Here is a 25,727-nt window from a genome sequence, read left to right on the forward strand (position 1 = left end):
GGCGAGACCGGCGGGCGGCGGCTCAGCCGCCCGGCAGTTCGAGGTCGCTCTTGTTCAGCTCCTCGATGTTCACGTCCTTGAATGTGAGGACCCGGACCTGCTTGACGAATCGGGCCGGCCGGTACATGTCCCACACCCAGGCGTCCGCCATCGACACCTCGAAGAACACCTCGCCCTGGACCGAGTGCACCTGCATCTCGTAGTCGTTGGTGAGGTAGAAACGCCGCTCGGTCTCGATCACGTATTTGAACAGTCCGACGACGTCGCGGTACTCCCGGTAGAGCTTCAGCTCCATCTCGGTCTCGTACTTTTCGAGGTCCTCGGCGCTCATGGCATGTTCCCCTTCAGCCGTGCGTCCCCCTATTGTGCGTCAGCCCCCTGGGCCCCTAAACGATTTCCGGGGCCAGGACCACCGGCGCGTGCGGAGGACCCTCGTCGAGCAGCGTGCGCAGCAGCTCGGCGAGCCTGGTCGGGTACACCGTCTCACGCGCCGCTGACAGTTCGGCGGAGGTCCACCACCTCAGCCCCGCGGTACTGCGCTGCTCCAGCTCCGTCAGGCCCGTGGGAGCCGCCTCGGTCTGGGCGGTACGGGCCAGGTAGTACCACTCGTCCTGGTCCCAGCGGCGCCCGTCGAAGGGGAACGAGCACATCCGCTGCCACAGGACGGGGCCGAGCTCGACGTCTGTGATTCCGGTCTCCTCCGCGAGCTCGCGCAGGGCGGCCTCGGCCCGGGTCTCGTCGTCCTCCAGGCCGCCGCCGGGGGTGAACCACCAGGTGTCGGCGGGGTCTTCGGGCTCGTACCCGTGCATGAGCAGGATGCGGTTGTCCGGGTCGAGCAGGACGACCCTGGCGACCTTGCGGGGTTCGGTCACGGGTTCACCTCCCGGCGGGCGAGGCGGCGCGGGCCCTGCGGCGCCGGGCGAGACCGGCGACCGGGCCGTAGGCGGCCCCGGCCAGAATCAGCACGGCGCCGGTCACGACGGCGCCCAGGACCAGTTTCAGCGGGCCGGGCTGCGAGATGCCACCCGGCATCGCCTCGAAGCCCGAGGGGCGCCCCAGCATGCCGTCCATGGGCCAGGCGATGGCGTCCACGCGGGCGGAGACCGCGGACAGCGGGACCGAGCCGTTGGCGGCGTCGTCCAGGTGGACGCGGGAGTCCATCGAGACGTAGCGGTCGTCGCCGAGCAGGAAGACCTGTCCCTGCGGGACCTTGGCGTCGAAGGGCGAGCCGGAGGCGGGGGTCTTGCCGTGCAGATACGGTTCGTCAACCGGTTGGCCGTTGACGGTGAGCTTCCCGTCGGTGCCGCAGCACTTCACGGTGTCGCCGCCGATGCCGACCACGCGCTTGACCATGGGCATGTCGCCCCAGGTCTTGTCGGTGAACACCACGACGTCGCCGCGCCGGACGTCACCGCCGGATATGCGCTGGGCCAGCACCCGGTCGCCGGCCTTGACGGTCGGCGACATGGACTGGGTGGGCACGGTGTACGGCTTGTACTGCACGGCGCCCCAGGCGAACCCGCCGAGGAAGAGGACACAGCCGACGGCCACGGCCAGCCCCGACAGCACGCTGCCGAGACCGCGGCCGTGGCCGTCGTGGTCCAGTCCGTTACCGCTCATCGCAGCGCTCCCTTTCCGGCAGCGCCCCGGGGTGCGCGCGGCATCCCGGGACCCCGGAGATCGACATTCCGGGACCGCACCCTACCCGGCGGTACACCGCCGGGTCAGCCCTTGGCGACCGGGCTTTCCGCCTTGACCTGCGCTTGAAGGAGCCTGCGGCGCCGCCACAGGACCATCGGGACCGCGCCGGCCAGGCCGACGGCGGCGGGCGCTGCCGTGCCCATCGCGCTCAGGCCGGGCTGGTCGAAGGTGTCCGGGACGCCGAGCCAGTCGATGCGGTTCAGCGGCCAGGCGATGGTGAAGGCGCGGCCGACGACCTCGTCGGTGGACACCGTGCCGCCGCCGGTCAGTTCCTGGTGGTAGCGGGAGTCCAGCGAGTTCTGGCGGTGGTCGCCCATCACCCAGATCCGGCCCTGGGGCACCGTGATCGGCCCGAACGGCATGTCGTCGCAGGCGCTGTCGCCCGGGTAGATGTACGGCTCCTTCAGGGCCTTGCCGTTGACCGTGACGGGGCCGCCCTTCTTGCACTCGACCTTGTCGCCGCCGACCGCGATGACCCGCTTGATCAGGTCCTTCTCCTCGGCGGACGGCATCAGGCCGATGAAGCTGAGGAACTTCTGCGCGGCGTTCGGGTTGGGCGTGGGCTCGCCGTCGAGCCAGCCGCCCGGGTCGTGGAAGACGACGACCTCGCCGCGCTGCGGTTCGGCGCCGAACCACGGGGTCAACTTGTCGACGAGCACCCGGTCCCCGCGCTGCAGGGTGTCCTGCATCGAGTCCGAGGGGATGGAGAAGGCCTGCACCAGGAACGTCTTGATCAACAGGGCCAGGACCAGCGCGATGCCGACGAGGAGCGGCAGTTCCTTCCAGAAGGAGCGCGGCTTCCTGGGGGCGCGGCCCTCGCCGTCACCGGGTCCTTCGCCGCCGGTACCGCCGCCCTGCCCGCTGTCCTGCGCCGGCACGGTGTGCTCGGTCGCGGGGCTGTCCGCAGGTCCCGCGGATGCGTGCTCCGCGACGGGTCCCGGGGAGGAATCGGCGAGCTCGCTCTCCGGCCGCTCCTCCGGCTCTTCGCGTCCGGATCGTGCGCCGACCGCCAAATCCCCCACATCCACTCCTCACTCTGTGCCACCGCCTGGCCCGTACAAGGCTCAGGCCCGCCACTCCCATAACGAGCGGGAGTTCCGCAGGGGTCGGGGGCTGGGTCGCTTGGTCCGGCTCCGCCGCCGGATCCCGGGACGACACCCTATGCGACATACCCAGGGCCGAGCCGCCGGGCGCGGCGGGCACCGAGCCGAATGTGGGCGGCACTTCGAGCCTGCTCCAGTGCGAGAAAGGCCAGGCCACGACCACCGCGCGGCCCACCACTCCGCTCACCGGGACGGTGCCCTGGTGGCCGTCGTCGAGGTGGTAGCGGGAGTCCGCCGAGTTGGACCGGTGGTCACCCATGACGAAGATCCGGCCCTGGGGAACCTTTACCTCGAATTGGATGAGCGAGGGCGGATTCCCGGGGTGGACGTACGGCTCGTCGAGGGGCTGGCCGTTGACGGTGACCTTGCCGTCCTTGTCGCAGCACTTCACGGTGTCGCCGCCGACCGCGATGACGCGCTTGATCAGGTCCTGCTCGTTGTCGGACGGCAGCAGACCGATGAAGGTCAGGCCCTGCTTGATCTGTTTGACGACGACGGGGTCCTCGCCGGTGGCCGTCTTCTGCTCGCCCTTGAGCCAGCCGCCGGGGTCCTTGAACACGACGACGTCGCCCCGCTCCGGCTTCGAGCCGAACCAGGGCGTGAGTTTGTCGACCAGGACGCGGTCGCCGATCGTGATGGTCTGCTGCATCGAGCCGGACGGGATCACGAAGGCCTGCACGAGGAAGGTCTTCAGTACGAGGGCGATGAGCAGCGCCACGACGATCAGGACGGGTATCTCGCGCACCGCCGACCTGCGTCTGCGCCGCTTGACCTTGCGGGCGAGCCTGCGCCGCTCGGCCCGGCCGCTCTGGCCGCGCCTGCCGGGGGCCGGTGCGGCGGACGTGGGCCGGGTGCCGGTGGGCAGCGGCTGGTCCTGGGCGGGGGCACTGGAGCGCGGCCGCCCGCGGCTACCCATGTCCCCCGCCCGGCGCCCGTACGCCCGCGAAGGCGCCGGAGCCGCCCACCGAGGTCCACCGGCCGAAGGGCCAGCCGATCCAGTCGGCCCGCCCGATCACCCGGTCCACGGGGACCATGCCGCCGCCGGGGTCGCCGAGGTGGTCGCGGGAGTCGCTGGAGCGGGAGCGGTGGTCGCCGAGGACCCACAGGGTGCCGTCGGGCACGACGATGTCGAAGGGCACCTGGGAGGGGCTGTCTCCGGGATGCAGATAGGGCTCGTCGACGGCCGCGCCGTTCACCTGGATCCTCCCCCGCCGGTCGCAGCAGACCACGTGGTCTCCGCCGACGCCGACGACGCGCTTGACGTAGTCCGTCTCGGCAGGCTCGGTCAGGCCGAGGGCCGCACCTGCTGAACGCACCGCACGCCCCAGCGGGTTCCCCTCGTCTCCTTCTCGTACGAAGGAGCCCCGCCCGTCGAAGACGACGACGTCGCCGCGCTCGGGGGTGCCGCCGAAGCGGTAGGCGAGCTTGTTGACCAGGACCCGGTCACCGACCTTGAGCGCCGGCTCCATGGAGCCGCTGGGGATGAGGAAGGGCTGCACCACGAAGTGGCTGAGCAGCAGCAGGAAGACGACGCAGAGCGCGAACAGCGCCGCGGTCTTGCGCCAGGGCCCTTCGAGATGGCCGGACAGGGCGGTGAAACGCGCGGAGCGCGACTCTTCCGCGGGCCCCGGATCGGGGGTGGCGGAAGAGTCGCGCTCCGTGTGCTGTGCTTCGGTGTCCATCGGGGCCAGAGCTTATCCGGCCGCCGTCAGACCCGTACGCGCATGTGAGCCGGGGCTCAGCGGTCGCGCTTCTCCTTGATCTTCGCGGCCTTGCCGCGCAGCTCACGGAGGTAGTAGAGCTTGGCGCGACGGACGTCACCGCGGGTCACGACCTCGATCTTCTCGAAGATCGGGGAGTTCACCGGGAAGGTGCGCTCGACGCCGACGGAGAAGGAGACCTTGCGGACCGTGAAGGTCTCGGAGACACCGGCGCCCTGGCGGCGGATGACTACGCCCTTGAACTGCTGGATACGGGAGCGGTTGCCCTCGATGACGCGGACGTGGACGTTGACGGTGTCACCCGGGCGGAAGGCCGGGACGTCGCTGCGCAGCGCGGCGGCATTGACGGAGTCGAGCAGGCTTGCCATGACTGACTACTTCCTCGCTGATGCCACAGGTCATCAGCGGAATTCGAGATGAATTGGGGGTGCTGTGCGCGGAGGGCGGGCGTCGTTCCCCCTGTGGCAGGGGCGCCGGCTGGGCGTACGGCAGCGGCCTATTCTTCCACGGCCTGGGGCCTGCGCCAAAATCGGCCGCCGGGCTCGGGGGCCCAGCCGAGGATGGAGAGGGTTTCGCGGTCCTTCTTGTCGAAGGCGGAGGCCTCGCAGCGCTCGATCAGGTCGGGCCGGTTCTGGGCGGTGCGCTTGAACGCCTCGTCGCGGCGCCAGCGGGCGATCTTGCCGTGGTGGCCGCTGAGCAGGACGTCCGGGATGCCGTGGCCGCGCCACTCGGGGGGCTTGGTGTAGACGGGGCCTTCGAGGAGGTTGGCCATGGCGCCGGGTGCGAACGAGTCGTCGCGGTGCGATTCGGCGTTGCCGAGGACGCCGGGCAGGAGCCGGGCCACCGCCTCGGTGATCACCAGGACCGCGGCTTCGCCGCCGGCGAGCACGTAGTCGCCGATGGACACCTCGTACACCGGGAGCCGGGTCGCGTACTCGTCCATGACACGGCGGTCGATGCCCTCGTAGCGGGCCGGCGTGAAGATCAGCCAGGGCCGCTCGGAGAGCTCGACGGCGAGTTCCTGGGTGAAGGGGCGGCCGCTGGGCGTGGGCACGACCAGGACCGGGCTGTGCGCCCCCGACTCGTACCCGCTCGCCAGCGCGTCGTCGAGGCAGTCGCCCCAGGGCTCGGTCTTCATGACCATGCCGGGGCCGCCGCCGTAGGGGGTGTCGTCGACCGTGTTGTGCCGGTCGTACGTCCAGTCCCGCAGGTCGTGGACGTGGACGTCGAGCCGGCCGCGGGCCCGGGCCTTGCCGACCAGGGAGACGTTCAGCGGTTCGAGGTACTCGGGGAAGATCGTGACGACGTCGAGCCGCATCAGTTGTCGTCCCCGGCGTTCTCGGTGTCGTCGCCGGACTCGTCGTCCCTGGCCGAGGCGATCTCGGCACGGTCGTCGATGAGGCCGGGCGGCGGGTCGATGACCGCGCGCTGCGCTTCGAGGTCGATCTCGGTGACGATCTGCTCGACGAACGGGATCATGACCTCGGTCCCGTCGGGCCGCTCCACGATGAAGAGGTCCTGCGAGGGCAGGTGGGTGATCTCGGTGATGCGGCCGACCTCGGTGCCGTCGGCGAGCACCACGTCCAGGTCCATGAGCTGGTGGTCGTAGTACTCGTCGGGCTCTTCCGGCAGTTCGGCCGGGTCGACGTCGGCGATGAGGAGGGTGTTGCGCAGGGCCTCGGCGGCGTTGCGGTCGCGTACGCCCTCGAAGCGCAGCAGCAGCCGGCCGCTGTGCACCCGGCCGGTCTCGATGGTCAGCGGGCCCGCCGACGCCGGGTCGGTGGTGAGTACGGCGCCGGGGCCGAGCCTCAGCTCCGGCTCGTCGGTGCGCACCTCGACGGTGACCTCGCCCTTGATGCCGTGGGCGCGGCCGATCCGCGCGACTACCAACTGCACGCTTGCTTCTCCTTCGGACAACTTCCGACAACGAACTGCAGACCGTCGCGGCCTCGGTGCGGCCGCGGCCTTCGTACCACTATGGCCCGGAATACGACTGCGGGCCGGGGAAGGCCAGAAGCCCTCCCCGGCCCGAGCCGGCGTATCTAGGTAAAGCGACCCAACTGGTCAGCGAACCTGGTCCACGTCGACGAGGTCGACACGGATGCCACGTCCGCCGATTGCGCCCACGACGGTGCGCAGGGCGCGGGCGGTACGGCCGTTGCGGCCGATCACCTTGCCGAGGTCGTCGGGGTGGACCCGGACCTCCAGCACGCGCCCCCGGCGCAGGTTGCGCGAGGCGACCTGCACGTCGTCGGGGTTGTCGACGATGCCCTTCACGAGGTGCTCGAGAGCCTCCTCGAGCATGCTCAGGCCTCGGTCGACTCGGCGGCGGCCTCGGCCTCGTCCGCCTTCTTCTCGGTCTTCTTCGCCTTCTGGGTGATGGCCTCACCCTTGGCGTCGTCGCCCTCGAGGGTCTTGGCGAAGGCCTCGAAGGAAGCGCGCTTGTCTTCCTTCGTCTCCGGCTGGAGCAGCGGCGCGGGGGCCGGGAGGCCCTTGTGCGCCTGCCAGTCGCCGGTGAGCTTCAGGATGGCGAGGACGGCCTCGGTCGGCTGGGCGCCGACGGACAGCCAGTACTGCGCACGCTCGGCGTTGACCTCGATGCGCGACGGGTTGTACGTCGGGTGGTAGAGACCGATTTCCTCGATCGCGCGACCGTCACGGCGAGTGCGGGCGTCGGCGACGACGATGCGGTAGTGCGGCTGGCGAATCTTGCCGAGGCGCTTGAGCTTGATCTTGACTGCCACTGGAGTGGTGTCTCCTGGTCTTGACGTGGTTGGGCACATGAGATGCCACGTGGGGTTGCGGTACTCGGGTGCCCGATGGACGCGTCAGCCGGAGGCGAGAGGGTTCCTGTGCGGCTGTCGAGTACAGCTAGCCATTGTGCCACACGCCTGGAGTGCGCACGCCGGGGGTCCGTGGGGCACCCCCGGTGGCTCGCTCCCCCGGACCTGCCGCCCCTGCCGGCGGCGGGGCCCGGGGTCAGCCGACCGCGGCGACCACTTCGGCCCCTTCCGGGATGCGGAACGGCTTTCCGCAGCCGCCGCAGACGATCGGCGCCTGGGCGAGCACAGAGGGGACCACGCGCACGTTGCGCCCGCAGTCGCAGACGGCCTTGACCCGCACGCCGCCTCCGGAGGAGCCGTGCCGGGCGGCAGGTCCGCGGAAGGAGCGCTTGGTGTCGGCGGCCGTGGCGACGGTGTGGGCCTTGAGCGCGCGCTGCAGCCGTTCGATGGTGGGCCGGTAGCGACGCCTTGCCTCGGCGTTCAGCGTGACCAGGGAGAAGCCGCTGCTGGGGTGCGGTTCCTCCGTGTGGTCGAGGCCGAGCTCCTCGGCGATCGCCAGGAATCTCCGGTTGTGATAGCGGCCGGCGCGGGAGGTGTCGCGGACCCCGCGGGCGGCGGCAATGCCGTGGACTGCCTCATGGAGCAGTCGCTCGAAGGAGAGCTCGGCGCCGCAGGCGGACGACGACTCTCCGATCAGGGACTCGGGCGCGGCTAGGTCCGGCAGCTCGGGGTGGTACCGCTGAATGTCGGCCCACGCCTGTGCCAGCTCTGCGGCGAGAACAGGTGGTGTCGTGCTCACGTCGTGACAACGAGCCGCAGGGCCGCTGTGTTCCTATTCCGGGGCATCCCAAATAATTTGCTCGTACCCGTCAGTTGGCATTGATGCGTGCGGACGAGGGCGGGTGCGCTGATCTGCGGAGAAGGCTCACAGCTCACACCAAGGTATGACGTAGCGGCGCGTACGCCCCAGCGCGTAGGTGAAGTCTGCGCGCCGGGGCGGCCGTTGTCAGGTGGTGCGCAAGGGCCGTTTCGGCCGACTCCTGGCGGCTTGTGCGCCAGGTGTGCCGGGCCCGGTTCCCCTCAGTAGGCGCGGGCCACGATCGCGACCGTACCGGGCGCGTCGTCGGCCTCGGGCACCGACCCGTCCTCGGCGACCAGACAGCGTACGGACACGGCCTGTTCGGCGAGCTTGGCCTCGCCCTCGGGGCCGAGGTCCGCCCACGGGATGCGCGCCCAGCCGCCGGCGACCGCGGCCTCGGCCGCCTCGTCGAGGGTGGCGACCTCGCTCGTACGGGACTCTCGGCGCTCGCGGGACTGCTTCAGGAGCAGCGCCTGGTCCTCTTCGAGGACGGTGGGCAGCAGCGTGGCGAGCGCGTCGATCGAGACGGGCTCCTTGCCTCCGGGGATGCGGCGGGCCAGCATCGCGGTGCCGCTCGTAAGGTCGCGGGGGCCGATCTCGATGCGTACGGGGACGCCCTTGAGCTCCCAGTCGACGGCGCGGCGGCCGAACGGGGTGTCCACACGGTCGTCGACCTGGACGCGCAGGCCCGCGGTCTTGAGGTGATCGCCGAGTTCGCGGACCTTGGTGACGGCCTCGTCGCCCTTGATCGCCATGACGACGACCTGGACGGCGGCGAGCCGCGGCGGCACCCGCAGCCCGTTGTCGTCGCCGTGCGACATGATCAGCCCGCCGACCATGCGGGTGGAGACGCCCCAGGAGGTCTGCCAGACGAGTTCCTGCTTGCCGTCCCTCGACAGGTACTGGGTGTTGAAGGCCTTGGCGAAGTTGGTGCCGAGCTCGTGGCTGGTACCCATCTGCAGCGCCTTGCCGTCGCCCATCATCCCTTCGAGGGTGAGGGTGTTGATGGCTCCGGCGAAGCGCTCCTTGGCGGTCTTGCGGCCGAGGACCACGTCGATGCCGAGGACGTTGATCATGAAGTCGGCGTAGACGTCGCGGTGGATGCGTGCGGCGTAGTCGCGGGCGTCCTCGTAGGTGGCGTGGGCGGTGTGCCCCTCCTGCCACAGGAATTCGCTCGTACGGAGGAAGACGCGCGGGCGCATCTCCCAACGGACCACGTTCGCCCACTGGTTGATGAGCAGCGGCAGGTCGCGGTAGCTCTGGACCCACTTCGAGAAGTAGTCGTTGATGATCGTCTCGGAGGTGGGGCGCACCACGACGGGCTCTTCGAGCTCCTTGCCGCCACCGTGCGTGACCACCGCGAGCTCGGGCGCGAAGCCCTCGACGTGCTCAGCCTCGCGAGTCAGGTAAGACTGGGGGATGAAGAGCGGGAAGTAGGCGTTCTGGGCGCCCGCGTCCTTGATGCGTGCGTCCATCTCCTGCTGCATCCGTTCCCACAGGCCGTAGCCGTAAGGTCGGATCACCATGGTGCCGCGCACGGGCCCGTTGTCCGCGAGCTCGGCCTTGTTGATCAGATCCTGGTACCAGCGGGGAAAGTCTTCCGCCTGGGGCGTGAGAACGGGTGCCTTTGCCATGGCGCGAATGGTACGGCGCACGGGTCGGTGAGCGTGAATCGCCTTCCGGCCGCACCTGGTCCTCGCTTCCTGGCTCCGCCCTCTGGACGCGGGGCGGGATGCGGAGTTCCCTGGCATACGGGGGAAGTGCGTACGGACATTCACGGGGGGCTGTCAATCAGGGCACAGCTGACCTCTCGGCGGATTGGGGCGCTTTCCATGACACCAACGCTCGTCCGGCATCAGTCCCGCACGGCCTCCGCCCCCTCGGCGGGCACGACCGGGCGCGCGCGGGACTGGGCGGAGATCCAGGAACGGATGCTCGTCCCCCTCATCGAGGCGGTGTACGAACGGCTCGACGTGGGGCCGGGCACCCGGCTGCTCGGGCTCGGCTGCGGCTCGGGGCTGGCGCTGCTTATCGCGGCCTCGCGCGGGGCGGCGGTGACCGGCGTCGACCGCCCCGAGCGTGCCGCGCGCCTCGCGCTGGCGCGCGAGCGCCTGGTGCCCGGGGCCGGGCGGGACGGCGCGCCGGGGATGGGCGCGAGCCGCCTCGTGGCGGGCTCCCCCGCCGACACCAGGGAGCCGGGCCGCCCCCCGTACAACTTGATCACCGCTTTTGAGCCCATCGGCTGTGCGGCCGGCGATACGGAAGGCCTGGTGTCGACGCTGGAGGCGGCCGTCGCGCTCGCGGAGCGCGGGAGCGCCGTGGTCCTGGCCGGCTGGGGGCCGCCGGAGCGGTGCGCCACCTCGGCGGTGCTGCGGGTGGCGACCCGGCTGACCACCCGCCTGAGCGACGCCCCGCGCTGGCGGCCGAGCGCGCGCGACGACCTGGAGGACGTGGCCGCGCGCGCCGGGCTCAAGCCGGACGGCTCGGGCCGGGTGGCGTGCCCGTTCGGCTATGCGGATCTGGACAGTGCGGTACGGGGCCTGATGTCGACGGGGGCCTTCGACGCGGCGGCCCGGGCCACCGACCAGGCCCAGGTGGAGAAGGAGCTCACTGAGGCGCTGCACGGCCATGTCCGGCGCGACGGCACGGTGTGGATGCCCAATGTCTTCCGTTATCTGATCGCCCGCACCCCGTGAAAGTCCGTAACAGCGGCCTCTTATAAGGCAGTTGAGAGGGGCTAGGCTCCCGCCTTGGACAGGCGGGGGATGCCGGCCGCCTGGTAGGCGGCCTCCTCCTCCAGGGTCTCGTTGGCGAGCAGGGCCTCGGCGAGGGAGTCCAGCTTGTCGCGGTTCTCGCGCAGCAGCCGGACCGCCGTCTCGTAGCACTCGTCCACGATGCGGCGCATCTCGACGGCGATGGCGTCCAGGGTGCCGGGCGCGGCCGAGAGCCCGTAGGCCTGCTGGGCGTCGCTCGGCAGCGCGGACAGCGGGCCGATCTTCTCGCTCATGCCCCAGCGCCCGACCATGCCGCGCACGATGTTGGTGACCTGCTCCAGGTCGTTCTCGGCGCCGGTGGTGATCACGTCGAAGACGAGTTGCTCGGCCGCCATGCCGCCGAGCGCCCCGATGATCCGGCCGCGCAGATACTCCTCGGTGTACGCGTACTTGTCGGAGTCGGGGGTGGACAGGGTGACGCCGAGCGCCCGGCCGCGCGGCACGATGGTGACCTTGCGGACCGGGTCGGCGCCGGGCTGGAGCATGCCGAGCAGCGCGTGCCCGCTCTCGTGGTACGCGGTGCGGCGGCGCTCCTCGTACGGCATCACCAGGGGCCGCTCTGCGCCGAGTTGGACCTTTTCCAGGGCGTCGGAGAGGTCGGACTGGGTGACCTCGCGCTGCTGGCGTTTGACGGCGAGCAGGGCCGCCTCGTTGGCGAGGTTGGCGAGTTCGGCGCCGGTCATGCCCGGGGTGGTGCGGGCGACCTGCTCCAGGTCGACGTCCCGGTCCATCGGGATCTCGCGGGTGTGGATCTTCAGGATGGCCTCGCGGCCGCCCCGGTCGGGCGGGCTGACGTGGACGATGCGGTCGAAGCGGCCGGGCCGGGTGAGCGCCGGGTCCAGGACGTCGGACCGGTTGGTGGCGGCGAGCACGATGACGCCCTCGGAGCCGGAGAAGCCGTCCATCTCGGTGAGGATCTGGTTCAGGGTCTGTTCGCGCTCGTCGTGCCCGCCCATGCCGGAGCCGCCGCCGCGGGCCCGGCCGATGGTGTCGATCTCGTCGATGAAGACGATCGCGGGGGCCACCTTGCGGGCCTCGGCGAAGAGTTCGCGTACCCGCGAGGCGCCCACGCCCACGATCATCTCGATGAACTCGGAGGCCGACGCGGAGAAGAACGGCACCCCGGCCTCCCCCGCGACCGCCCGGGCGAGCAGCGTCTTGCCGGTGCCGGGCGGGCCCGCGAGCAGGACGCCGCCGGGCATCTTCGCGCCCATCGCGCGATAGGCGTCCGGGTTCTTGAGGAAGTCGACGACGTCGTTGAGCTCGCCCTCGACCTCGTCGATGCCGGCCACGTCCTCGAAGGTGGTGCGCTTGCCGTCGGGCCCCATCTCGACCGGTTTGGGCGGCGTCTTGCGGCCGAGCATGCCGCCCGCGCCGCCGCCGAGCCCCGCGCTCATGCGGCGGGCGATGAACACCCACAGGACGACGAGCAGGAGCATCGGGGCGAGCGAGATGAGCAGGTTGGCGAGGAAGCTGCGGTGCTCGACGACGGGCTCGGCGGTGACCGTGACGTTCTGCTTGGTCAGCTGGGCCCACAGGTCGTCGTCGGCGAAGGTCGGCCGCTGGGTGGTGAATTTGGTGTAGTCGCCGCTGCCCTCGCCGGAGGGGACCGGCGCCTTGTTCTTGAGCTGGCCCTGGATGGCGTCGCCCTTGGCGTAGATCTTCGAGACGTTGCCGGCCGTGACCTGCTTGCTGAATTCGGTGTACGAGACGGTCGGCTCGTCGCCGTCGTTGAAGAACGACAGGATCAGGTTGGTGATCAGGTACACGATCAGCGCGGTGAGGATCAGCCGGCCCCAGCCGCCGGGCATCTTCTTCTTCGGCGCGGGCGGCGGTGGCGCTCCTTCCGAGCGCCACGGCTGATCGGGGCGGTCGCGCGGGGGTACGGAACTGGGCACGGGCTCTCCTCATGGCCGGTACGCGCCATTATTGGAGACTCGTATAAATAAGGCATTCCGGGCGGTCCCGACGGGTCGCCCGGATACGCGTGGGGCGCTCCCCGGACCGGCCGGGAAGCGCCCCACTCGCACGACTGCGGGCGGTCAGCCCATGAACTTCTTGAACTCGTCGGGCAGCTCGAAGTTCTTCTGCTCCTCGGCGGCCGGCAGGCCGAGCGCGCCGCCCTGCGCCTTGCGCTCGGCGGCCGCGGCCTCCTCCGCCTTGCGCTTCATCGGGTTGCCGCTCTTGCGCTTGCCCTTGGCCTGCTTGATCTGCTTCTTCTGCCGGCCGGGGCCGCCGCCCATGCCCGGCATCCCCGGCATGCCCGGCATTCCGCCGCCCTGGGCCATGCGGGACATCATCTTGCGGGCGTCGAAGAACCGCTCGACCAGGTTCTTGACGGCGCTGACCTCGACGCCGGAGCCCTTGGCGATACGGGCCCGGCGCGAGCCGTTGATGATCGTCGGGTCGTGGCGCTCGCCGGGGGTCATCGACTTGATGATGGCCGCGGTGCGGTCCACGTCCCGCTCGTCGATGTTGTTGATCTGGTCCTTGATCTGCCCCATGCCGGGCAGCATGCCGAGCAGCTTGGAGATGGAGCCCATCTTGCGGACCTGCTCCATCTGGGCCAGGAAGTCGTCGAGCGTGAAGTCCTTGCCCTTGCTCGACGCCAGCTTGGAGGCCATCTTCTCGGCCTCTTCTTGGCTGAACGTCTTCTCCGCCTGCTCGATCAGGGTGAGCAGGTCACCCATGTCGAGGATGCGGGAGGCCATCCGGTCCGGATGGAAGGCGTCGAAGTCCTCCAGCTTCTCGCCGTTGGAGGCGAACATGATCTGCTTGCCCGTGACGTGGGCGATCGAGAGCGCCGCGCCACCACGGGCGTCGCCGTCGAGCTTGGAGAGCACCACGCCGTCGAAGCCCACGCCGTCGCGGAAGGCCTCGGCGGTGTTGACCGCGTCCTGGCCGATCATCGCGTCGACGACGAAGAGGACCTCGTCGGGGCTGACGGCGTCGCGGATGTCCGCGGCCTGCTGCATCAGCTCCTGGTCGATGCCGAGGCGTCCGGCGGTGTCGACGACGACCACGTCGTACTGCTTGGACCGGGCGAACTCGATCGAGTCCTGGGCGACCTTGACCGGGTTGCCGACGCCGTTGCCCGGCTCCGGCGCGTAGACCGCGACACCGGCGCGCTCGGCGACGACGCTCAGCTGGTTGACGGCGTTGGGGCGCTGGAGGTCACAGGCGACCAGGAGCGGAGAGTGCCCCTGCCCCTTGAGCCACTTGCCGAGCTTTCCGGCGAGGGTGGTCTTACCCGCACCCTGGAGGCCCGCGAGCATGATCACGGTCGGCGGGTTCTTGGCGAACCGCAGGCGCCGGGTCTCACCGCCGAGGATGCCGATGAGCTCCTCGTTGACGATCTTGACGACCTGCTGGGCGGGGTTGAGGGCCTGGGAGACCTCGATGCCGGACGCGCGCTCCTTGACCTGCTTGATGAAGGCGCGGACTACGGGCAGCGCGACGTCGGCTTCCAGGAGCGCGATGCGGATCTCGCGCGCCGTGGCGTCGATGTCCGCCTCGCTCAAGCGTCCTTTGCCCCGGAGGTTCTTGAACGTCGCACTCAGGCGGTCGGAAAGGGTATCGAACACGGTGGTCGCGGGTCCTCGGCTCGTGGGGCGGTCGGGTGAACGTCCCCCAGGGTATCCCGGCGGATGGGGGTGCGCGGGGGTGCCTGCGGAGGGCCTCCCTCATGGGGTGGCTCTACCCGGGGCCGGGTGCGGCTCCCAGCGCCGACTCCAGCTGCCCCGCCACCTCGGCCGCCTCCTGTGGCGCCAGCGCCGCGCCCTCCGCGTCCGTCACGTAGAAGGCGTCCACGGCGTTCGACCCCAGCGTCGAGACATGCGCGGAGCGCACCCGTACGCCCGCCGTCTCCAGGGCGTGGCCGATGCGGTGCAGGAGCCCGGGCACGTCCTGGGCGCGCACCTCGATGACGGTGGCGTGCCGGGAGGCGGAGGGGGCCACCGTCACCCGGGGCGGCGGTGCCTGCGCCCCCCGGCGGCGCGGGTAGGCGGCCTCGCGTTCGGCCAGGCGGCTCTCGATGTCGAGGGAGCCCTCCAGCGCCCGCACCAGATCGGCCCGCAGCCGGGCCGCCTGCGGCAGCGAGCCGTACTCGGCGGCGACCCGCCAGTTCAGCAGGAGTACGCAGCCGCCGACCGGGTCGGGGAGTTCGAGGGCGCGCAGTTCCGCGGCGCGCACGGTGAGGCGGTGCAGGGCGAGGACCCCGGCCGTCACGGGCAGCACGGCCGGCTGGTCGGGGACGGCGACGAGGAGCTCCACGCCGAGGGGTTCCTGCTCGTCCGGTCCCTCCGCCCGGGCCCGCAGGGCGAGGACGGGCCCTCCGGTGCGGTGGGCCTCGACGGCGAGGCGTTCCTGTTCGGCGGTGATCGCCGCGGGCTCGGGGTCGGCGGTCTTTCCGGCGAGGACCGCCGAGGCCCGCTCGACCAGGTCCGCGACGAGCGAGCCGCGCCAGGAGGACCAGGCGGCGGGCCCGGTGGCCAGCGCGTCGGCCTCGGTGAGGGCGTGCAGCAGCTCAAGGGTTCCGGTCGAGCCGACGGCCTCCGCGACCGAGCGCACGGTCGCCGGGTCGTCCAGGTCGCGCCGGGTCGCGGTCTCGATGAGGAGGAGGTGATGGCGTACGAGGGTGGCGATCACGGCCCCGTCGGCGGCGTCGAAGCCGATCCGCGCGGCGACGTCGCGGGCGATGGTCTCGCCCACCACCGAGTGGTCGCCGGGCCAGCCCTTGCCGATGTCGTGCAGGAGGGCGGCGACCAGGAGCAGGTCGGGGCGGTGCACCCGGCGGGTCAGGTGCGAGGCGCGCACGGCGGTCTCGACGAGGTGGCGGTCGACGGTCCAGGTGTGCACGGCGTTGCGCTGGGGCCGGCAGCGTACGCGCTCCCAGTCGGGCAGCAGCCGCGTGACGAGGCCTTCCGCTTCGAGGGCCTCCCAGACGGGGACGGTGGACTCCCCCGCGCCGAGCAGCGTGACGAGCTGTTCGCGGGCCTCTGCGGGCCAGGGCGTGGGCAGCGGCTTGGCGGTGGCCGCCAGGCGGCGTACCGCGTGCAGGGAGATGGGCAGCCCCGCCTGGGCGGCCGCGGCGGCGGCGCGCAGTGCGAGGGCCGGGTCCTTCTCGGGGCGGGCGGTCAGCGCGAGCACGACCTCGCCGTCCTGTTCCACGACGCCCTCGGCGAGCGGGGTGCGCTCGGGGGCGCCGGTGCGGCCGCCGCCGAACAGCCGGGTCAGCCGCGGCCGGGCGGAGCGGGCGCGCAGCACCCGGCCGACCTCGCGCCAGGTGACGTCGCCGGCGTAGGAGATGACGCGGGCCGCCTCCGAGACCTGACGGAGCATCACATCGGCGTCCAGGAGCTCCAGTTCGGCCGCGACGGCGTCCTGTTCCTGGAGGGCGAGGCGGTCGGTGGCGCGGCCGGTGCACAGGTGCAGCGCGTCACGGACGTCCAGGAGGCGGCGCCTGGCCTCGGCGAGGCCTTCCCTCGGGGCGTCCGCGAGCCAGGACGCGGCGACCGCGCGCAGGGCGGTGGCGTCCCGCAGACCGCCCCTGGCCTCCTTGAGGTCGCCTTCGAGGAGGTACTGCAACTCGCCCTGGCGCTGGGCCCGTTCGCGGCACAGCTCGTCGAGTTCGGGCAGCCGCTTGGGGGCGAGGTTGCGCCAGTCGGCGAGGACCGCGGTGCGCAGCGCGGACGTCATGGCGAGGTCGCCCGCGAGATGGCGGGCGTCAAGGAGGCCGAGCTGCACCTTGAGGTCCTCGCCCGCCGTCTTGCGGGCCTGGGCGGGAGTGCGTACGGAGTGGTCGAGGGCGAGGCCGAGGTCCCACACCGGGTACCAGATCCGGTCGGCGAGCAGGGCGAGGGCCCCGGCGTCGGCCCGCCCGTCGTGCAGGAGCAGCAGGTCCAGATCGCTGCGTGGGGAGAGTTCACCGCGCCCGTAGCCGCCGACCGCCACGAGGGACGCGCCCGCCACCCCGGCCTCCTCGGCGGCGCCGGCGAACAGCGCGGCGAGCCAGTCGTCGGTCAGCTCGGCCAGCGCCGCACGGCGCGGCGGCCCGGACCGCCCCTTCTCGGTGAGAAGGCGCAGCCGGGCCGCCGCGTAACCGCCGGGCTCCGAGTCGTCGTCACAGGATTCGGTACTCACTTCAACGCTCGTCACCCAGCAGCTCCTTGCCTACAGTGCGTCAGGTCCGCGTTCGCCGGTGCGCACCCGGACCGCGGTCTCGACCGGCACGCTCCACACCTTGCCGTCGCCGATCTTTCCGGTGCGGGCCGCCTTGACCACGACGTCGATCAGTTCCTCGGCGTCGTCGTCCTCGGCCAGGACCTCTATGCGGATCTTGGGTACGAGGTCGACGGTGTACTCGGCGCCGCGGTAGACCTCGGTGTGGCCGCGCTGGCGCCCGTATCCGCTGGCCTCGGTGACGGTCAGGCCGTGGACGCCGAAGGCCTGGAGGGCCTGCTTGATCTCGTCGAGCCGGTGCGGCTTGACGACCGCGGTGATGAGCTTCATGCGTCCACCTTCTTGTTCGCTGCCGCTTCGCCCGGGACCGACACGGTCTTGCGGGGGGCGGTTCCGCCGCCCGCGCCGCTGAAGTCGTACGCCGTCTCGGCGTGCTCGACCTGGTCGATGCCGGAGATCTCGTCGTCCTCGGGGACCCGCATCCCGATCGTCTTGTCGAGCAGGAGGGCGAGGACCGCCGAGACCACCAGCGAGTAGCCGAGGACCGCGCCGACGCCGATGGCCTGCTTGCCGAGCTGGTCCAGGCCGCCTCCGTAGAAGAGGCCCTTGGCGGGGGACTGTACGCCGCCGGTGGCGAAGAGGCCGACGAGCAGCGAGCCGGTGATGCCGCCGACCATGTGGACGCCGACGACGTCGAGCGAGTCGTCGAATCCGAAGCGGTACTTGAGGCCGACGGCCATGGCGCACAGGACACCCGCGATGGCGCCCACCGCGATCGCGCCGAGCGGGCTGACGCAGCCGCCGGACGGGGTGATGGCGACGAGGCCCGCGACCGCTCCGGAGGCGGCGCCGAGTGTGGTGAAGGAGCCGTGGCGGAGCTTCTCGTACAGCAGCCAGGCGAGCATGGCGGCGGCCGTGGCGACCTGGGTGTTCACGAACATCACGGCGCCCACGCCGTCGTCGTTGCCGAGCCAGGAGCCCGCGTTGAAGCCGAACCAGCCGAACCACAGCAGGCCCGCGCCGAGCATGACGAGCGGCAGGCTGTGCGGCCGCATCGGGTCCTTCTTGAAGCCGACGCGCTTGCCGATGACCAGGATCACGCCGAGGGCGGCCGCACCCGCGTTGATGTGCACCGCCGTACCGCCGGCGAAGTCGATGACGCCCTTCTTGAAGAGCCAGCCGTCCGAGGCCCACACCCAGTGCGCCACGGGGAAGTAGACGACGGTGACCCACAGAGCGGTGAACAGCGACCAGGCGGTGAACTTGACACGGTCGGCGAGGGCGCCGCTTATGAGCGCGGGCGTGATGACCGCGAACATCAGCTGGAAGACGGCGAAGACGTAGATCGGGATGGAGTATCCGGGCCAGAGCTGGACCAGGCCGATGCCGCTGAGCCCGAAGTAGTCCTTGGACCAGCCGATGAAGCCGTTGCTCTCGCCGAAGGCCAGGCTGAATCCGTAGAGCACCCACAGGATCGTGACGATGCCGAGGCTGATGAAGCTCATCATCAGCATGTTCAGGGTGCTCTTGACGCGGACCATGCCTCCGTAGAAGAAGGCGAGTCCGGGCGTCATGATCATCACCAGCGCTGAGCAGATCAGCATGAATCCGGTGTTGGCGCTGGACAGCTGCGGAGCGTCAGCTGCGAGCGTGATGCCTGGAGGCATCGGCGTCTCCTCGTCGTCGGTACGGCCCGTGCGGGGGCGTTACTCGGGCGGGAACTGGCTGGAGGCCGGTTATGCGCCATGAGGTTGTCCCAGCGCGGTTTCCGGCGGTGCCGCTCGATGTTTCGCCACAGTGACGAAGGGGGCGGGCGTGTTACACGCCAGTGAACTGCCGGATCAGAAGGGAGCCGGCGACTACCATCCGCGTACGTCCGGGCACAGCGGACCGGCCGCGACGTCACCCGCTTGACCTGGCGTGGGGGAGCCGAGTCGGGCTGAACGGGGCGAGTGTCGCGGCCGGGGTCTTGTATGCCGTCGCACGGCCAAGCAGAGGGCCCTTGGGTGGAACGGGCTCAGACGGCTTCGGCCGTCTCGGGCAGTTCCCTGCTGAGCAGGTCCGTCATCTGGACCACCTCGGCGACGTCCGAGAAGTCGCGCGCGGCGGTGTCGACGGTCTTGCGCAGCCGGGTGTTGACCCGCTCGGAGCGGACCCGCTTGGCGACCCGCAGGGCCTGCTCGGCAAGCACGGTCGACTGCTCGGGCTCCCGCTTGAGCAGGTGCACGGTGGCCATGCCGATCAGGTTCAGGGCATAGCTGCGCTGATGCTCTTCGTCCTTGCCGAACAGGGCCACGGCCTGCTCCATCACGGGCTCGGCGAGCGAGGCGTAGGTGGGGCTGCGGCCGGCCACGTAGGCGAGGTCGCGGTAGGAGTGGGCGTTCTCCCCGTTGAGCTCCGCCTCGGAGAAGAAGCGGATCCAGTCGGGCTCCGGCTCGCCGTCGAACCCGGCGTCGCCGAAGGTGTCCTCGGCCATCCTCACGGCCCGCTTGGTCTTGCTGGGCTGGCCCATGTTGGCGTACGCGCGGGCCTCCATCGCATACAGCATGGCCTGGGTGCGGGCGGTGGCGCAGTCGCGGCTGCCGTACTGGGCGAGGTGGATGAGTTCCAGGGCGTCGTCGGGCCGGCCGAGGTGGATCATCTGGCGGCTCATCGAGGACAGGATGTACGAGCCGAGCGGCTTGTCGCCGGCCTCCTTGGAGGCGTGCAGGGCGAGCACGAAGTACTTCTGGGCGGTGGGCTGGAGCCCGACGTCGTAGCTCATCCAGCCGGCCAGCTCCGCGAGTTCGGCCGCGCACCGGAAGAGGCGTTTGGAGGTGGCCGCGGGCTGGGGCTCCTGGAGCAGGTCGGTGACCTCGTGGAGCTGGCCGACCACGGCCTTGCGGCGCAGCCCGCCGCCGCACTGGGCATCCCACTGGCGGAACATCGCGGTGGTGGATTCGAGCAGTTCCAGCTCGGGCTTCGAAAGCCGCGAGGGGCGCCGGGCGCTCGCCGCGGTCTCCTTGGGGCCGGACTCGCCGGAGAGCGAGGGCACCAGCCAGCGCTGCATGGGCTCGATCAGGGAGGGGCCCGCGGCCAGCATCAGCGAGGTGCCGAGGAAGCCGCGCCGGGCGAGCATGAGGTCGCTGCGGGAGAACTCGCTGAGCAGGGACACCGTTTGAGGCCCGGCCCAGGGCAGGTCGACACCGGACACGGACGGCGACTGGTGGGCCTGGCGCAGGCCGAGGTCCTCGATGGCGACGACGCTGCCGAAGCGCTCGGAGAACAGCTCCGAGAGGATCCGGGGAATGGGCTCGCGGGGCATCTCGCCGTCGAGCCAGCGCCGCACCCGGGAGGTGTCGGTGCTGATGTGGTGCGCGCCCATCTGGCGCGCCCGGCGGTTCACCTGGCGGGCCAGTTCGCCCTTCGACCAGCCGCTGCGGACGAACCACGAACTCAGCTGCTCGTTGGGGCGCTTGCCGGCGCTCGTTTCGCTAGCCCCACTGCCGCCCACTGGAACGCCCCCAATCCGCCGAAGCCTCGGTTGTGCATCGATTGCGCGAACCTCTATCAGAATGCCGCTAGTTGGGCCTCCTGTCCTGCGGTTGCACCCGGTCGGACCGGAAACCGGCTTGCCTCCGGCATACCCGCGGGTGCGTATACCCCCAAGGTCCGTGTACCGACGGTAATCCTACGATCACGCGTCCGGCCATGGCGATTCCAGAAACGCCACCATTCGCCACCCCTTCGAATGAACTCCCCTGCCGCCAGGCGCGATTCACTTGACACATGACGATCAGCGTCGGGTGGAGCGAAGCAAGCCGGGGCGCACGGCGCGTTTCGCACCACCCCCTTCGCGACCGTGTCCGACCTGGCGGAGACGGATTGTGACGGGAAAACTCCGGATCGTCACGACTATGTCACTGGCGTCGTAACCACCGACGCGGCAGACCCGTTGGAGGGGGCATGGGCTTCACGATCGGCGGCAGCCGGGGGATCAAGGAGACCCGGCCCGGCTCTTGGCGCCGCGGCCGCTCCGCGCGCACCACCCGAACGAGCGAGGTCACTGCGGTGGCCGAGTACACCGGGCTGTGGGGCTGGGACGTCGCACCGGGCGCCCGCGCCCTGAACGGCGAGTGTTCCTGCGGCAGTTCGTCCTGTACGGCGCCGGGCGCGCACCCGCTCGGCTTCGCATCCGAGGTCCCGGCGGGCGCCACGCTGGACGAGGTGACCAAGGCGTGGTCGCAGTGCCCGGGCGCGGCGGTGCTGCTGCCGGTCGGGCGGACCTTCGACGTCCTGGACGTCGCGGCCCCGGCCGGGCGGCGGGCCCTGGTGCGGCTCGAGCGGATGGGCCTTCCGCTGGGCCCGGTCTCCACGACGCCGACCGGCCGCACCCACTTCTACGTGGCCCCGGGCGCCTCGGCCGAACTCCCGGGGCTGCTCTACCGGATGGGCTGGGACGACGCCGTCCTGGACCTGCGCTGCCCGCCGCGGGGCAGCTACGTACCGGCGCCACCGTCGGGCGAGGTGCGCTGGCTGCGCCCGCCGTCCCTGGACACGGCGACCCGCCCGCCCGAGGCCCGCCTGCTCCTGGGCACGCTCGCCTACATCTGCCACCGCTCGGCGGCGTAAACCACCCGTACGAGGGAACGCCCCGCCGCATCCTTGTCGATGCGGCGGGGCGTTCGTGCGCAACCGGTGCGGCTAGTCCCCGATGAGGGCGTCCACGAACGCCTCCGGCTCGAACGGGGCCAGGTCGTCCGCGCCCTCGCCGAGGCCGACGAGCTTGACGGGCACGCCCAGTTCGCGCTGGACGGCGATGACGATGCCGCCCTTGGCGGTGCCGTCGAGCTTGGTCAGGACGATGCCGGTGATGTCGACGACCTCGGCGAACACCCGGGCCTGGACCAGGCCGTTCTGGCCGGTCGTGGCGTCGAGGACGAGCAGGATCTCGTCCAGCGGGCCGTGCTTCTCGACGACGCGCTTGACCTTGCCGAGCTCGTCCATGAGCCCGGTCTTGGTGTGCAGGCGGCCGGCCGTGTCGATCAGGACGACGTCGGCGCCCTCGGCGATGCCTTCCTTGACGGCGTCGAACGCGATCGAGGCGGGGTCGCCGCCCTCGGGACCGCGCACGGTGCGGGCGCCGACGCGCTCGCCCCACGTCTGCAGCTGGTCGGCGGCGGCGGCACGGAAGGTGTCGGCCGCGCCGAGGACGACGGACTTGCCGTCGGCGACCAGGACGCGGGCGAGCTTGCCGGTGGTGGTGGTCTTGCCGGTGCCGTTGACGCCGACGACCATCACGACGCCGGGGGCGGTCTCGCCGCCCTCGGTCTTGACCTGGCGGTCGAAGTCGGTGCCGAGCAGGGTGAGGAGCTCCTCGCGCAGCAGCGTGCGCAGGTCCTCGGGGGTCCGGGTGCCGAGCACCTTGACGCGCTCGCGGAGCCGGTCGACCAGCTCCTGGGTCGGCGCGACGCCGACGTCGGCGGTCAGCAGGGTGTCCTCGATCTCCTCCCAGGTGTCCTCGTCGAGGTGCTCGCGCGAGAGCAGGGTGAGCAGCCCCTTGCCGAGCGAGTTCTGCGAGCGGGCGAGGCGGGCCCGCAGCCGGACCAGCCGGCCGGCGGTGGGCTCGGGGACCTCGATGGCCGGGGCCTCGGGGGCGACCGGCTCCTCGACGACGACCGGCGCGGCGGGCGCCTCGGGAAGGCCGACCTCCTCGATGGTGCGGCGCGGTTCCTGCGCCGTCTCCGCGGCGTCCTCACCGACCTGAGGTTCGGCGGGCGGGGCTGTGATGGTCGGCGTGCTCGGCGGGGCGGTGGGCGGCAGCTGCTTCTTCTTGCGGCTGCTGACCACGAGCCCGCTGATCGCGCCGACCGCGACCAGGGCGATGACTACAGCAAGGATCACGAATTCCATAACTCTCCCAGTATCGGGTACGGGCCCACGAGCACCTAGTTTGTGGCTTCCTCCGAGAACGGAAGGGAATTATGGGACGGGTGTCAGATTAAAGTACGATAGAGGTGGGCGCATCAACGCGCGTAGAGTCCCCTTCGACTACCCCCACCGGCTCAGCGTCGAGCCGAGCGAGAGGCATGGAACTCCACCCCCATGAACACTGGCACCACCGACGAACCGCAGAGCGCCCTGGAAACACGCGGCCTTGAGCCCGTGCCGGACGCGGAGCGCACCGCGAGAACCCGCGAGCTCTTCCCCACCTGGGTCGCCGCGAACATCAGCGTGCTGCTGCTCACGATGGGCGCCAGCCTCGTCGTCGCGTACAAGCTCAACTTCTGGCAGGCGATCGTGGTCGCCGTGGCCGCGCCCGTCCTCTCGTACGGCCTGGTCGGGCTCATCGGGATCGCGGGCAAGCGCGGCGGCGCTCCCGGCATGGCGCTGTCGCGTGCGGTGTTCGGCCAGCGGGGCAACCTGCTGCCCGGTTCACTGATCTGGGTGGCGCGCTGGGGCTGGGAGACCATCAACGCGGTGACCGGCGCCTATGCGGTGCTCACCGTGCTCGACATCCTCTTCGGGATCAAGAGCAACACGTTCCTGATCATCGTCACGCTCGCCGTCTTCGTGGTCATCACGTTCGCGATATCGGGCCTCGGCATCCACGTCGTGCAGAAGTGCAACAAGTACGCGACGTTCCTGTTCGGCGCGTTCTCGATCCTGGTGCTCGTCTACCTCGTCATGAACACCGACTGGTCGGCCGTCTTCCACCAGCCGGCCGGCAAGACCTCGCTGATGGTCGCGGGTACCGGCATGATCGCCGCCGGCGGTGTCAGCTGGATCCCGTCCGCCCCCGACTTCGCGCGCTACCTGCCGCGCAACGCCTCCGCCAAGGCGATCGTGGGCAACTCCATCGGCGGCGCCGGCATCGTGGTGCTTCCGATGGTCCTGATGGGTGCCGTCATGGCGGTCTCCACGCCGGACCTGGCCTCGGCCGCCGACCCGGTGTCCTTCCTCGGCGAGATCCTGCCGATGTGGATCGCGGTGCCGTACCTGCTGATCGCCCTGGTCGGCATGCTGCTGATCAACTCGATGTCGATGTACTCGGCGGGCTTCACCGCGCAGACCCTCGGCTTCAAGATCCCGCGGCACTGGGCGGTCTCCGTCAACGCGCTGATCTCGCTGATCTTCGGCGGCATCCTGATGCTGGTCGCCACCAGCTTCATGGGCTCGTTCATCGCCTTCCTCTCGCTGCTCGCCGTCGCCTTCTCGGCCTGGGTCGGCGTGTTCGGCGCGGACATGCTGCGCCGCACCGAGTACGACGCGAAGGCGCTGCTCGACACGACGCGCACCAGCGCCTACTGGTACAAGGGCGGCTTCTCCCCCGCCGCCGTCATCGCCTGGGCGATCGGCCTGGTCGGCGGCCTCATGTTCACCAAGTCCGACTGGTTCACCGGCCCGCTGGCCACGAACAACCCGGTCGGCGAGTACGGCCTGGGCTGGGTCGCCACCATCGTGATCTCCGGCCTCCTCTACGTCGCGCTGCCCAAGCCGCCCGTGGCCGCCGCAGAGTCCTCTGAGGCCAATGAGGCGTCTGATCCGGCCAAGTCCCCCGAGACTCTGGCTGTCTGACGCAGCGTCAGCTACCGTCCCCCTTTGCCCGGGGTTCTCCGGAACCCGCACGGTGGAGGGGGACTTTTCCATGCCGTTCACGGTCGTACGCATGAACCTGGTGGACCCGGACGCCACCGCGCAGTCGCTGTCCGCGCGCTACCGGGCGGCCCTGGAGATGGCGGCGTACGCCGACGACCGGGGCATCGACACCGTCCAGACCGAGGAGCACCACGGCACGGACAACAACTGGCTGCCCTCCCCCTTCGCCTTCGCGGGCGCGGTCTTCGGCGCCACCCGCCGCATCGCGGTGACGGTCTCCGCGATCATCGGACCGCTGTACGACCCGCTGCGGCTCGCCGAGGACATAGCCGTGCTCGACCTGGTGAGCGGCGGCCGGCTCGTGACCGTCTCGGGGATCGGGTACCGGCCCGCCGAGTACGAGCAGCAGGGCGTCGAGTGGGGCCGGCGCGGCAAGCTCCAGGACGAGCTGCTCGAAACGCTTCTGAAGGCGTGGACGGGTGAGGAGTTCACCTTCCGCGGGCGTCGGGTACGGGTCACCCCGCGTCCGTTCACCGAGCCGCACCCGATGCTGCTCGTCGGCGGCTCCTCACGCGCGGCCGCCAACCGCGCGGCCCGCCTCGGCCTGCCGTTCTTCCCGAGCGCGCACCTGCCCGAACTCGAGGCGCACTACAACGAGAAGCTCGCCGAGTACGGCACCGAGGGCTTCTGCATGATGCCCGCGGCGCAGACGCCCCTGCTGCACATCAGCGAGGACCCGGACCGGACCTGGGCCGAGTACGGCGAGCACTTCCTGCACGAGGCGCGGATGTACGCGTCCTGGCAGTCCAAGGACATCCGCTCGGCGGTGAAGTCCGGAGCCACATCGGTGGAGGAACTGCGCGCGGAGGGCGTCTACCGCATCGTGACCCCGGAGCAGTGCGCGGCCCTGGAAGCCGACAGCCTGGTCCTGCACCCGCTGTGCGGCGGAATGCCGGTGGACGAGGCGTGGCGCAGCCTGCACCTGTTCTGCGAGAGGGTGCTGCCGGCGCTCTGACAGCAAACCGCCC

The 25,727-nt window shown here is 70.9% G+C and carries 24 protein-coding genes; 4 read left to right on the forward strand and 20 right to left on the reverse strand.

The annotated features are described in order from the left end of the window. Positions 1 to 22: 22 nt before the first annotated feature. The 13 genes from ACSHXC_RS11105 to proS form a co-directional block, all read right to left on the reverse strand. Positions 23 to 331 (reverse strand): DUF2469 domain-containing protein, encoded by a 309-nt coding sequence (locus tag ACSHXC_RS11105; RefSeq protein WP_003965949.1) that lies wholly within the window; start codon positions 329 to 331, stop codon positions 23 to 25. Between the two features lie 55 nt (positions 332 to 386). Beyond that, on the reverse strand, positions 387 to 872 hold the full coding sequence (locus tag ACSHXC_RS11110) for an NUDIX hydrolase (RefSeq protein ID WP_438291428.1): 486 nt from the start codon (positions 870 to 872) through the stop codon (positions 387 to 389). Positions 873 to 876: 4 nt separating this feature from the next. Further along, positions 877 to 1,620 carry a signal peptidase I gene (gene lepB, locus ACSHXC_RS11115; RefSeq protein ID WP_438291429.1) on the reverse strand — a complete coding sequence of 248 codons (744 nt, stop codon included), beginning with the start codon at positions 1,618 to 1,620 and terminating at the stop codon, positions 877 to 879. Between the two features lie 104 nt (positions 1,621 to 1,724). Beyond that, positions 1,725 to 2,579, reverse strand: coding sequence for a signal peptidase I (gene lepB / locus ACSHXC_RS11120; RefSeq protein WP_438291430.1), 855 nt, complete (start codon positions 2,577 to 2,579; stop codon positions 1,725 to 1,727). Further along, the gene (gene lepB, locus ACSHXC_RS11125; protein ID WP_438291431.1) at positions 2,524 to 3,720 is read right to left on the reverse strand and encodes a signal peptidase I; all 1,197 of its coding nucleotides are present in this window, start codon (positions 3,718 to 3,720) and stop codon (positions 2,524 to 2,526) included. Before lepB (ACSHXC_RS11125) ends, lepB (ACSHXC_RS11120) begins: the two co-directional genes overlap by 56 nt. Next, a complete protein-coding gene (gene lepB / locus ACSHXC_RS11130) occupies positions 3,713 to 4,486 on the reverse strand; it encodes a signal peptidase I (protein WP_438291432.1) in 774 nt (257 codons plus the stop codon). Before lepB (ACSHXC_RS11130) ends, lepB (ACSHXC_RS11125) begins: the two co-directional genes overlap by 8 nt. Positions 4,487 to 4,542: 56 nt before the next feature. After that, positions 4,543 to 4,893, reverse strand: a complete 351-nt coding sequence (gene rplS, locus ACSHXC_RS11135; RefSeq protein ID WP_053727934.1) for a 50S ribosomal protein L19 — start codon at positions 4,891 to 4,893, stop codon at positions 4,543 to 4,545. A 128-nt stretch (positions 4,894 to 5,021) separates the two neighbouring features. Next, a complete protein-coding gene (gene trmD / locus ACSHXC_RS11140; RefSeq protein ID WP_399489136.1) occupies positions 5,022 to 5,843 on the reverse strand; it encodes a tRNA (guanosine(37)-N1)-methyltransferase TrmD in 822 nt (273 codons plus the stop codon). Continuing rightward, positions 5,843 to 6,421 (reverse strand): ribosome maturation factor RimM, encoded by a 579-nt coding sequence (rimM, locus tag ACSHXC_RS11145; RefSeq protein WP_438291434.1) that lies wholly within the window; start codon positions 6,419 to 6,421, stop codon positions 5,843 to 5,845. Before rimM ends, trmD begins: the two co-directional genes overlap by 1 nt. A 168-nt stretch (positions 6,422 to 6,589) precedes the next feature. Beyond that, a complete protein-coding gene (locus ACSHXC_RS11150) occupies positions 6,590 to 6,829 on the reverse strand; it encodes an RNA-binding protein (protein ID WP_005311361.1) in 240 nt (79 codons plus the stop codon). 2 nt (positions 6,830 to 6,831) lie between these two features. Then, entirely contained in the window at positions 6,832 to 7,269 is a 438-nt protein-coding gene (rpsP, locus tag ACSHXC_RS11155) for a 30S ribosomal protein S16 (protein ID WP_053727931.1), read from the reverse strand. 235 nt (positions 7,270 to 7,504) lie between these two features. Further along, entirely contained in the window at positions 7,505 to 8,107 is a 603-nt protein-coding gene (locus tag ACSHXC_RS11160) for a hypothetical protein (RefSeq protein WP_189968168.1), read from the reverse strand. Between the two features lie 281 nt (positions 8,108 to 8,388). Continuing rightward, positions 8,389 to 9,801 carry a proline--tRNA ligase gene (gene proS, locus ACSHXC_RS11165; protein WP_438291435.1) on the reverse strand — a complete coding sequence of 471 codons (1,413 nt, stop codon included), beginning with the start codon at positions 9,799 to 9,801 and terminating at the stop codon, positions 8,389 to 8,391. 198 nt (positions 9,802 to 9,999) lie between these two features. On the opposite strand from proS, the gene ACSHXC_RS11170 reads away from it, so the two are divergent. Then, entirely contained in the window at positions 10,000 to 10,863 is an 864-nt protein-coding gene (locus ACSHXC_RS11170; RefSeq protein WP_438291436.1) for an SAM-dependent methyltransferase, read from the forward strand. Positions 10,864 to 10,904: 41 nt separating this feature from the next. Here the strand turns inward: ACSHXC_RS11170 and ftsH are convergent, their stop codons facing one another. The 6 genes from ftsH to nsdA form a co-directional block, all read right to left on the reverse strand. Continuing rightward, positions 10,905 to 12,752, reverse strand: a complete 1,848-nt coding sequence (gene ftsH, locus ACSHXC_RS11175; RefSeq protein WP_438296526.1) for an ATP-dependent zinc metalloprotease FtsH — start codon at positions 12,750 to 12,752, stop codon at positions 10,905 to 10,907. Positions 12,753 to 12,983: 231 nt separating this feature from the next. Next, positions 12,984 to 14,525, reverse strand: a complete 1,542-nt coding sequence (ffh, locus tag ACSHXC_RS11180; protein ID WP_438291437.1) for a signal recognition particle protein — start codon at positions 14,523 to 14,525, stop codon at positions 12,984 to 12,986. Positions 14,526 to 14,637: 112 nt separating this feature from the next. Beyond that, positions 14,638 to 17,097, reverse strand: a complete 2,460-nt coding sequence (locus ACSHXC_RS11185; protein WP_438291438.1) for a [protein-PII] uridylyltransferase — start codon at positions 17,095 to 17,097, stop codon at positions 14,638 to 14,640. Positions 17,098 to 17,112: 15 nt separating this feature from the next. Further along, on the reverse strand, positions 17,113 to 17,451 hold the full coding sequence (locus ACSHXC_RS11190) for a P-II family nitrogen regulator (protein WP_438291439.1): 339 nt from the start codon (positions 17,449 to 17,451) through the stop codon (positions 17,113 to 17,115). Next, positions 17,448 to 18,788 carry an ammonium transporter gene (locus ACSHXC_RS11195; RefSeq protein ID WP_438291440.1) on the reverse strand — a complete coding sequence of 447 codons (1,341 nt, stop codon included), beginning with the start codon at positions 18,786 to 18,788 and terminating at the stop codon, positions 17,448 to 17,450. Before ACSHXC_RS11195 ends, ACSHXC_RS11190 begins: the two co-directional genes overlap by 4 nt. A gap of 350 nt (positions 18,789 to 19,138) precedes the next feature. Then, the gene (gene nsdA, locus ACSHXC_RS11200) at positions 19,139 to 20,614 is read right to left on the reverse strand and encodes a transcriptional repressor NsdA (RefSeq protein WP_438291441.1); all 1,476 of its coding nucleotides are present in this window, start codon (positions 20,612 to 20,614) and stop codon (positions 19,139 to 19,141) included. A gap of 452 nt (positions 20,615 to 21,066) precedes the next feature. Between nsdA and ACSHXC_RS11205 the strand changes: the two genes are divergently transcribed. Further along, positions 21,067 to 21,732: a bifunctional DNA primase/polymerase gene (locus tag ACSHXC_RS11205; RefSeq protein WP_438291442.1), complete on the forward strand. Its 666-nt coding sequence runs from the start codon at positions 21,067 to 21,069 to the stop codon at positions 21,730 to 21,732. Positions 21,733 to 21,804: 72 nt separating this feature from the next. Here the strand turns inward: ACSHXC_RS11205 and ftsY are convergent, their stop codons facing one another. After that, the gene (ftsY, locus tag ACSHXC_RS11210; protein WP_438291444.1) at positions 21,805 to 23,013 is read right to left on the reverse strand and encodes a signal recognition particle-docking protein FtsY; all 1,209 of its coding nucleotides are present in this window, start codon (positions 23,011 to 23,013) and stop codon (positions 21,805 to 21,807) included. A gap of 192 nt (positions 23,014 to 23,205) precedes the next feature. Between ftsY and ACSHXC_RS11215 the strand changes: the two genes are divergently transcribed. Next, on the forward strand, positions 23,206 to 24,678 hold the full coding sequence (locus ACSHXC_RS11215) for a cytosine permease (RefSeq protein ID WP_438291445.1): 1,473 nt from the start codon (positions 23,206 to 23,208) through the stop codon (positions 24,676 to 24,678). Between the two features lie 70 nt (positions 24,679 to 24,748). Next, positions 24,749 to 25,714, forward strand: a complete 966-nt coding sequence (locus ACSHXC_RS11220; protein WP_438291446.1) for an LLM class flavin-dependent oxidoreductase — start codon at positions 24,749 to 24,751, stop codon at positions 25,712 to 25,714. Positions 25,715 to 25,727: the final 13 nt, after the last annotated feature.

The sequence above is a fragment of the Streptomyces sp. HUAS TT7 genome, from assembly GCF_051550175.1.
GTDB lineage: Bacteria > Actinomycetota > Actinomycetes > Streptomycetales > Streptomycetaceae > Streptomyces.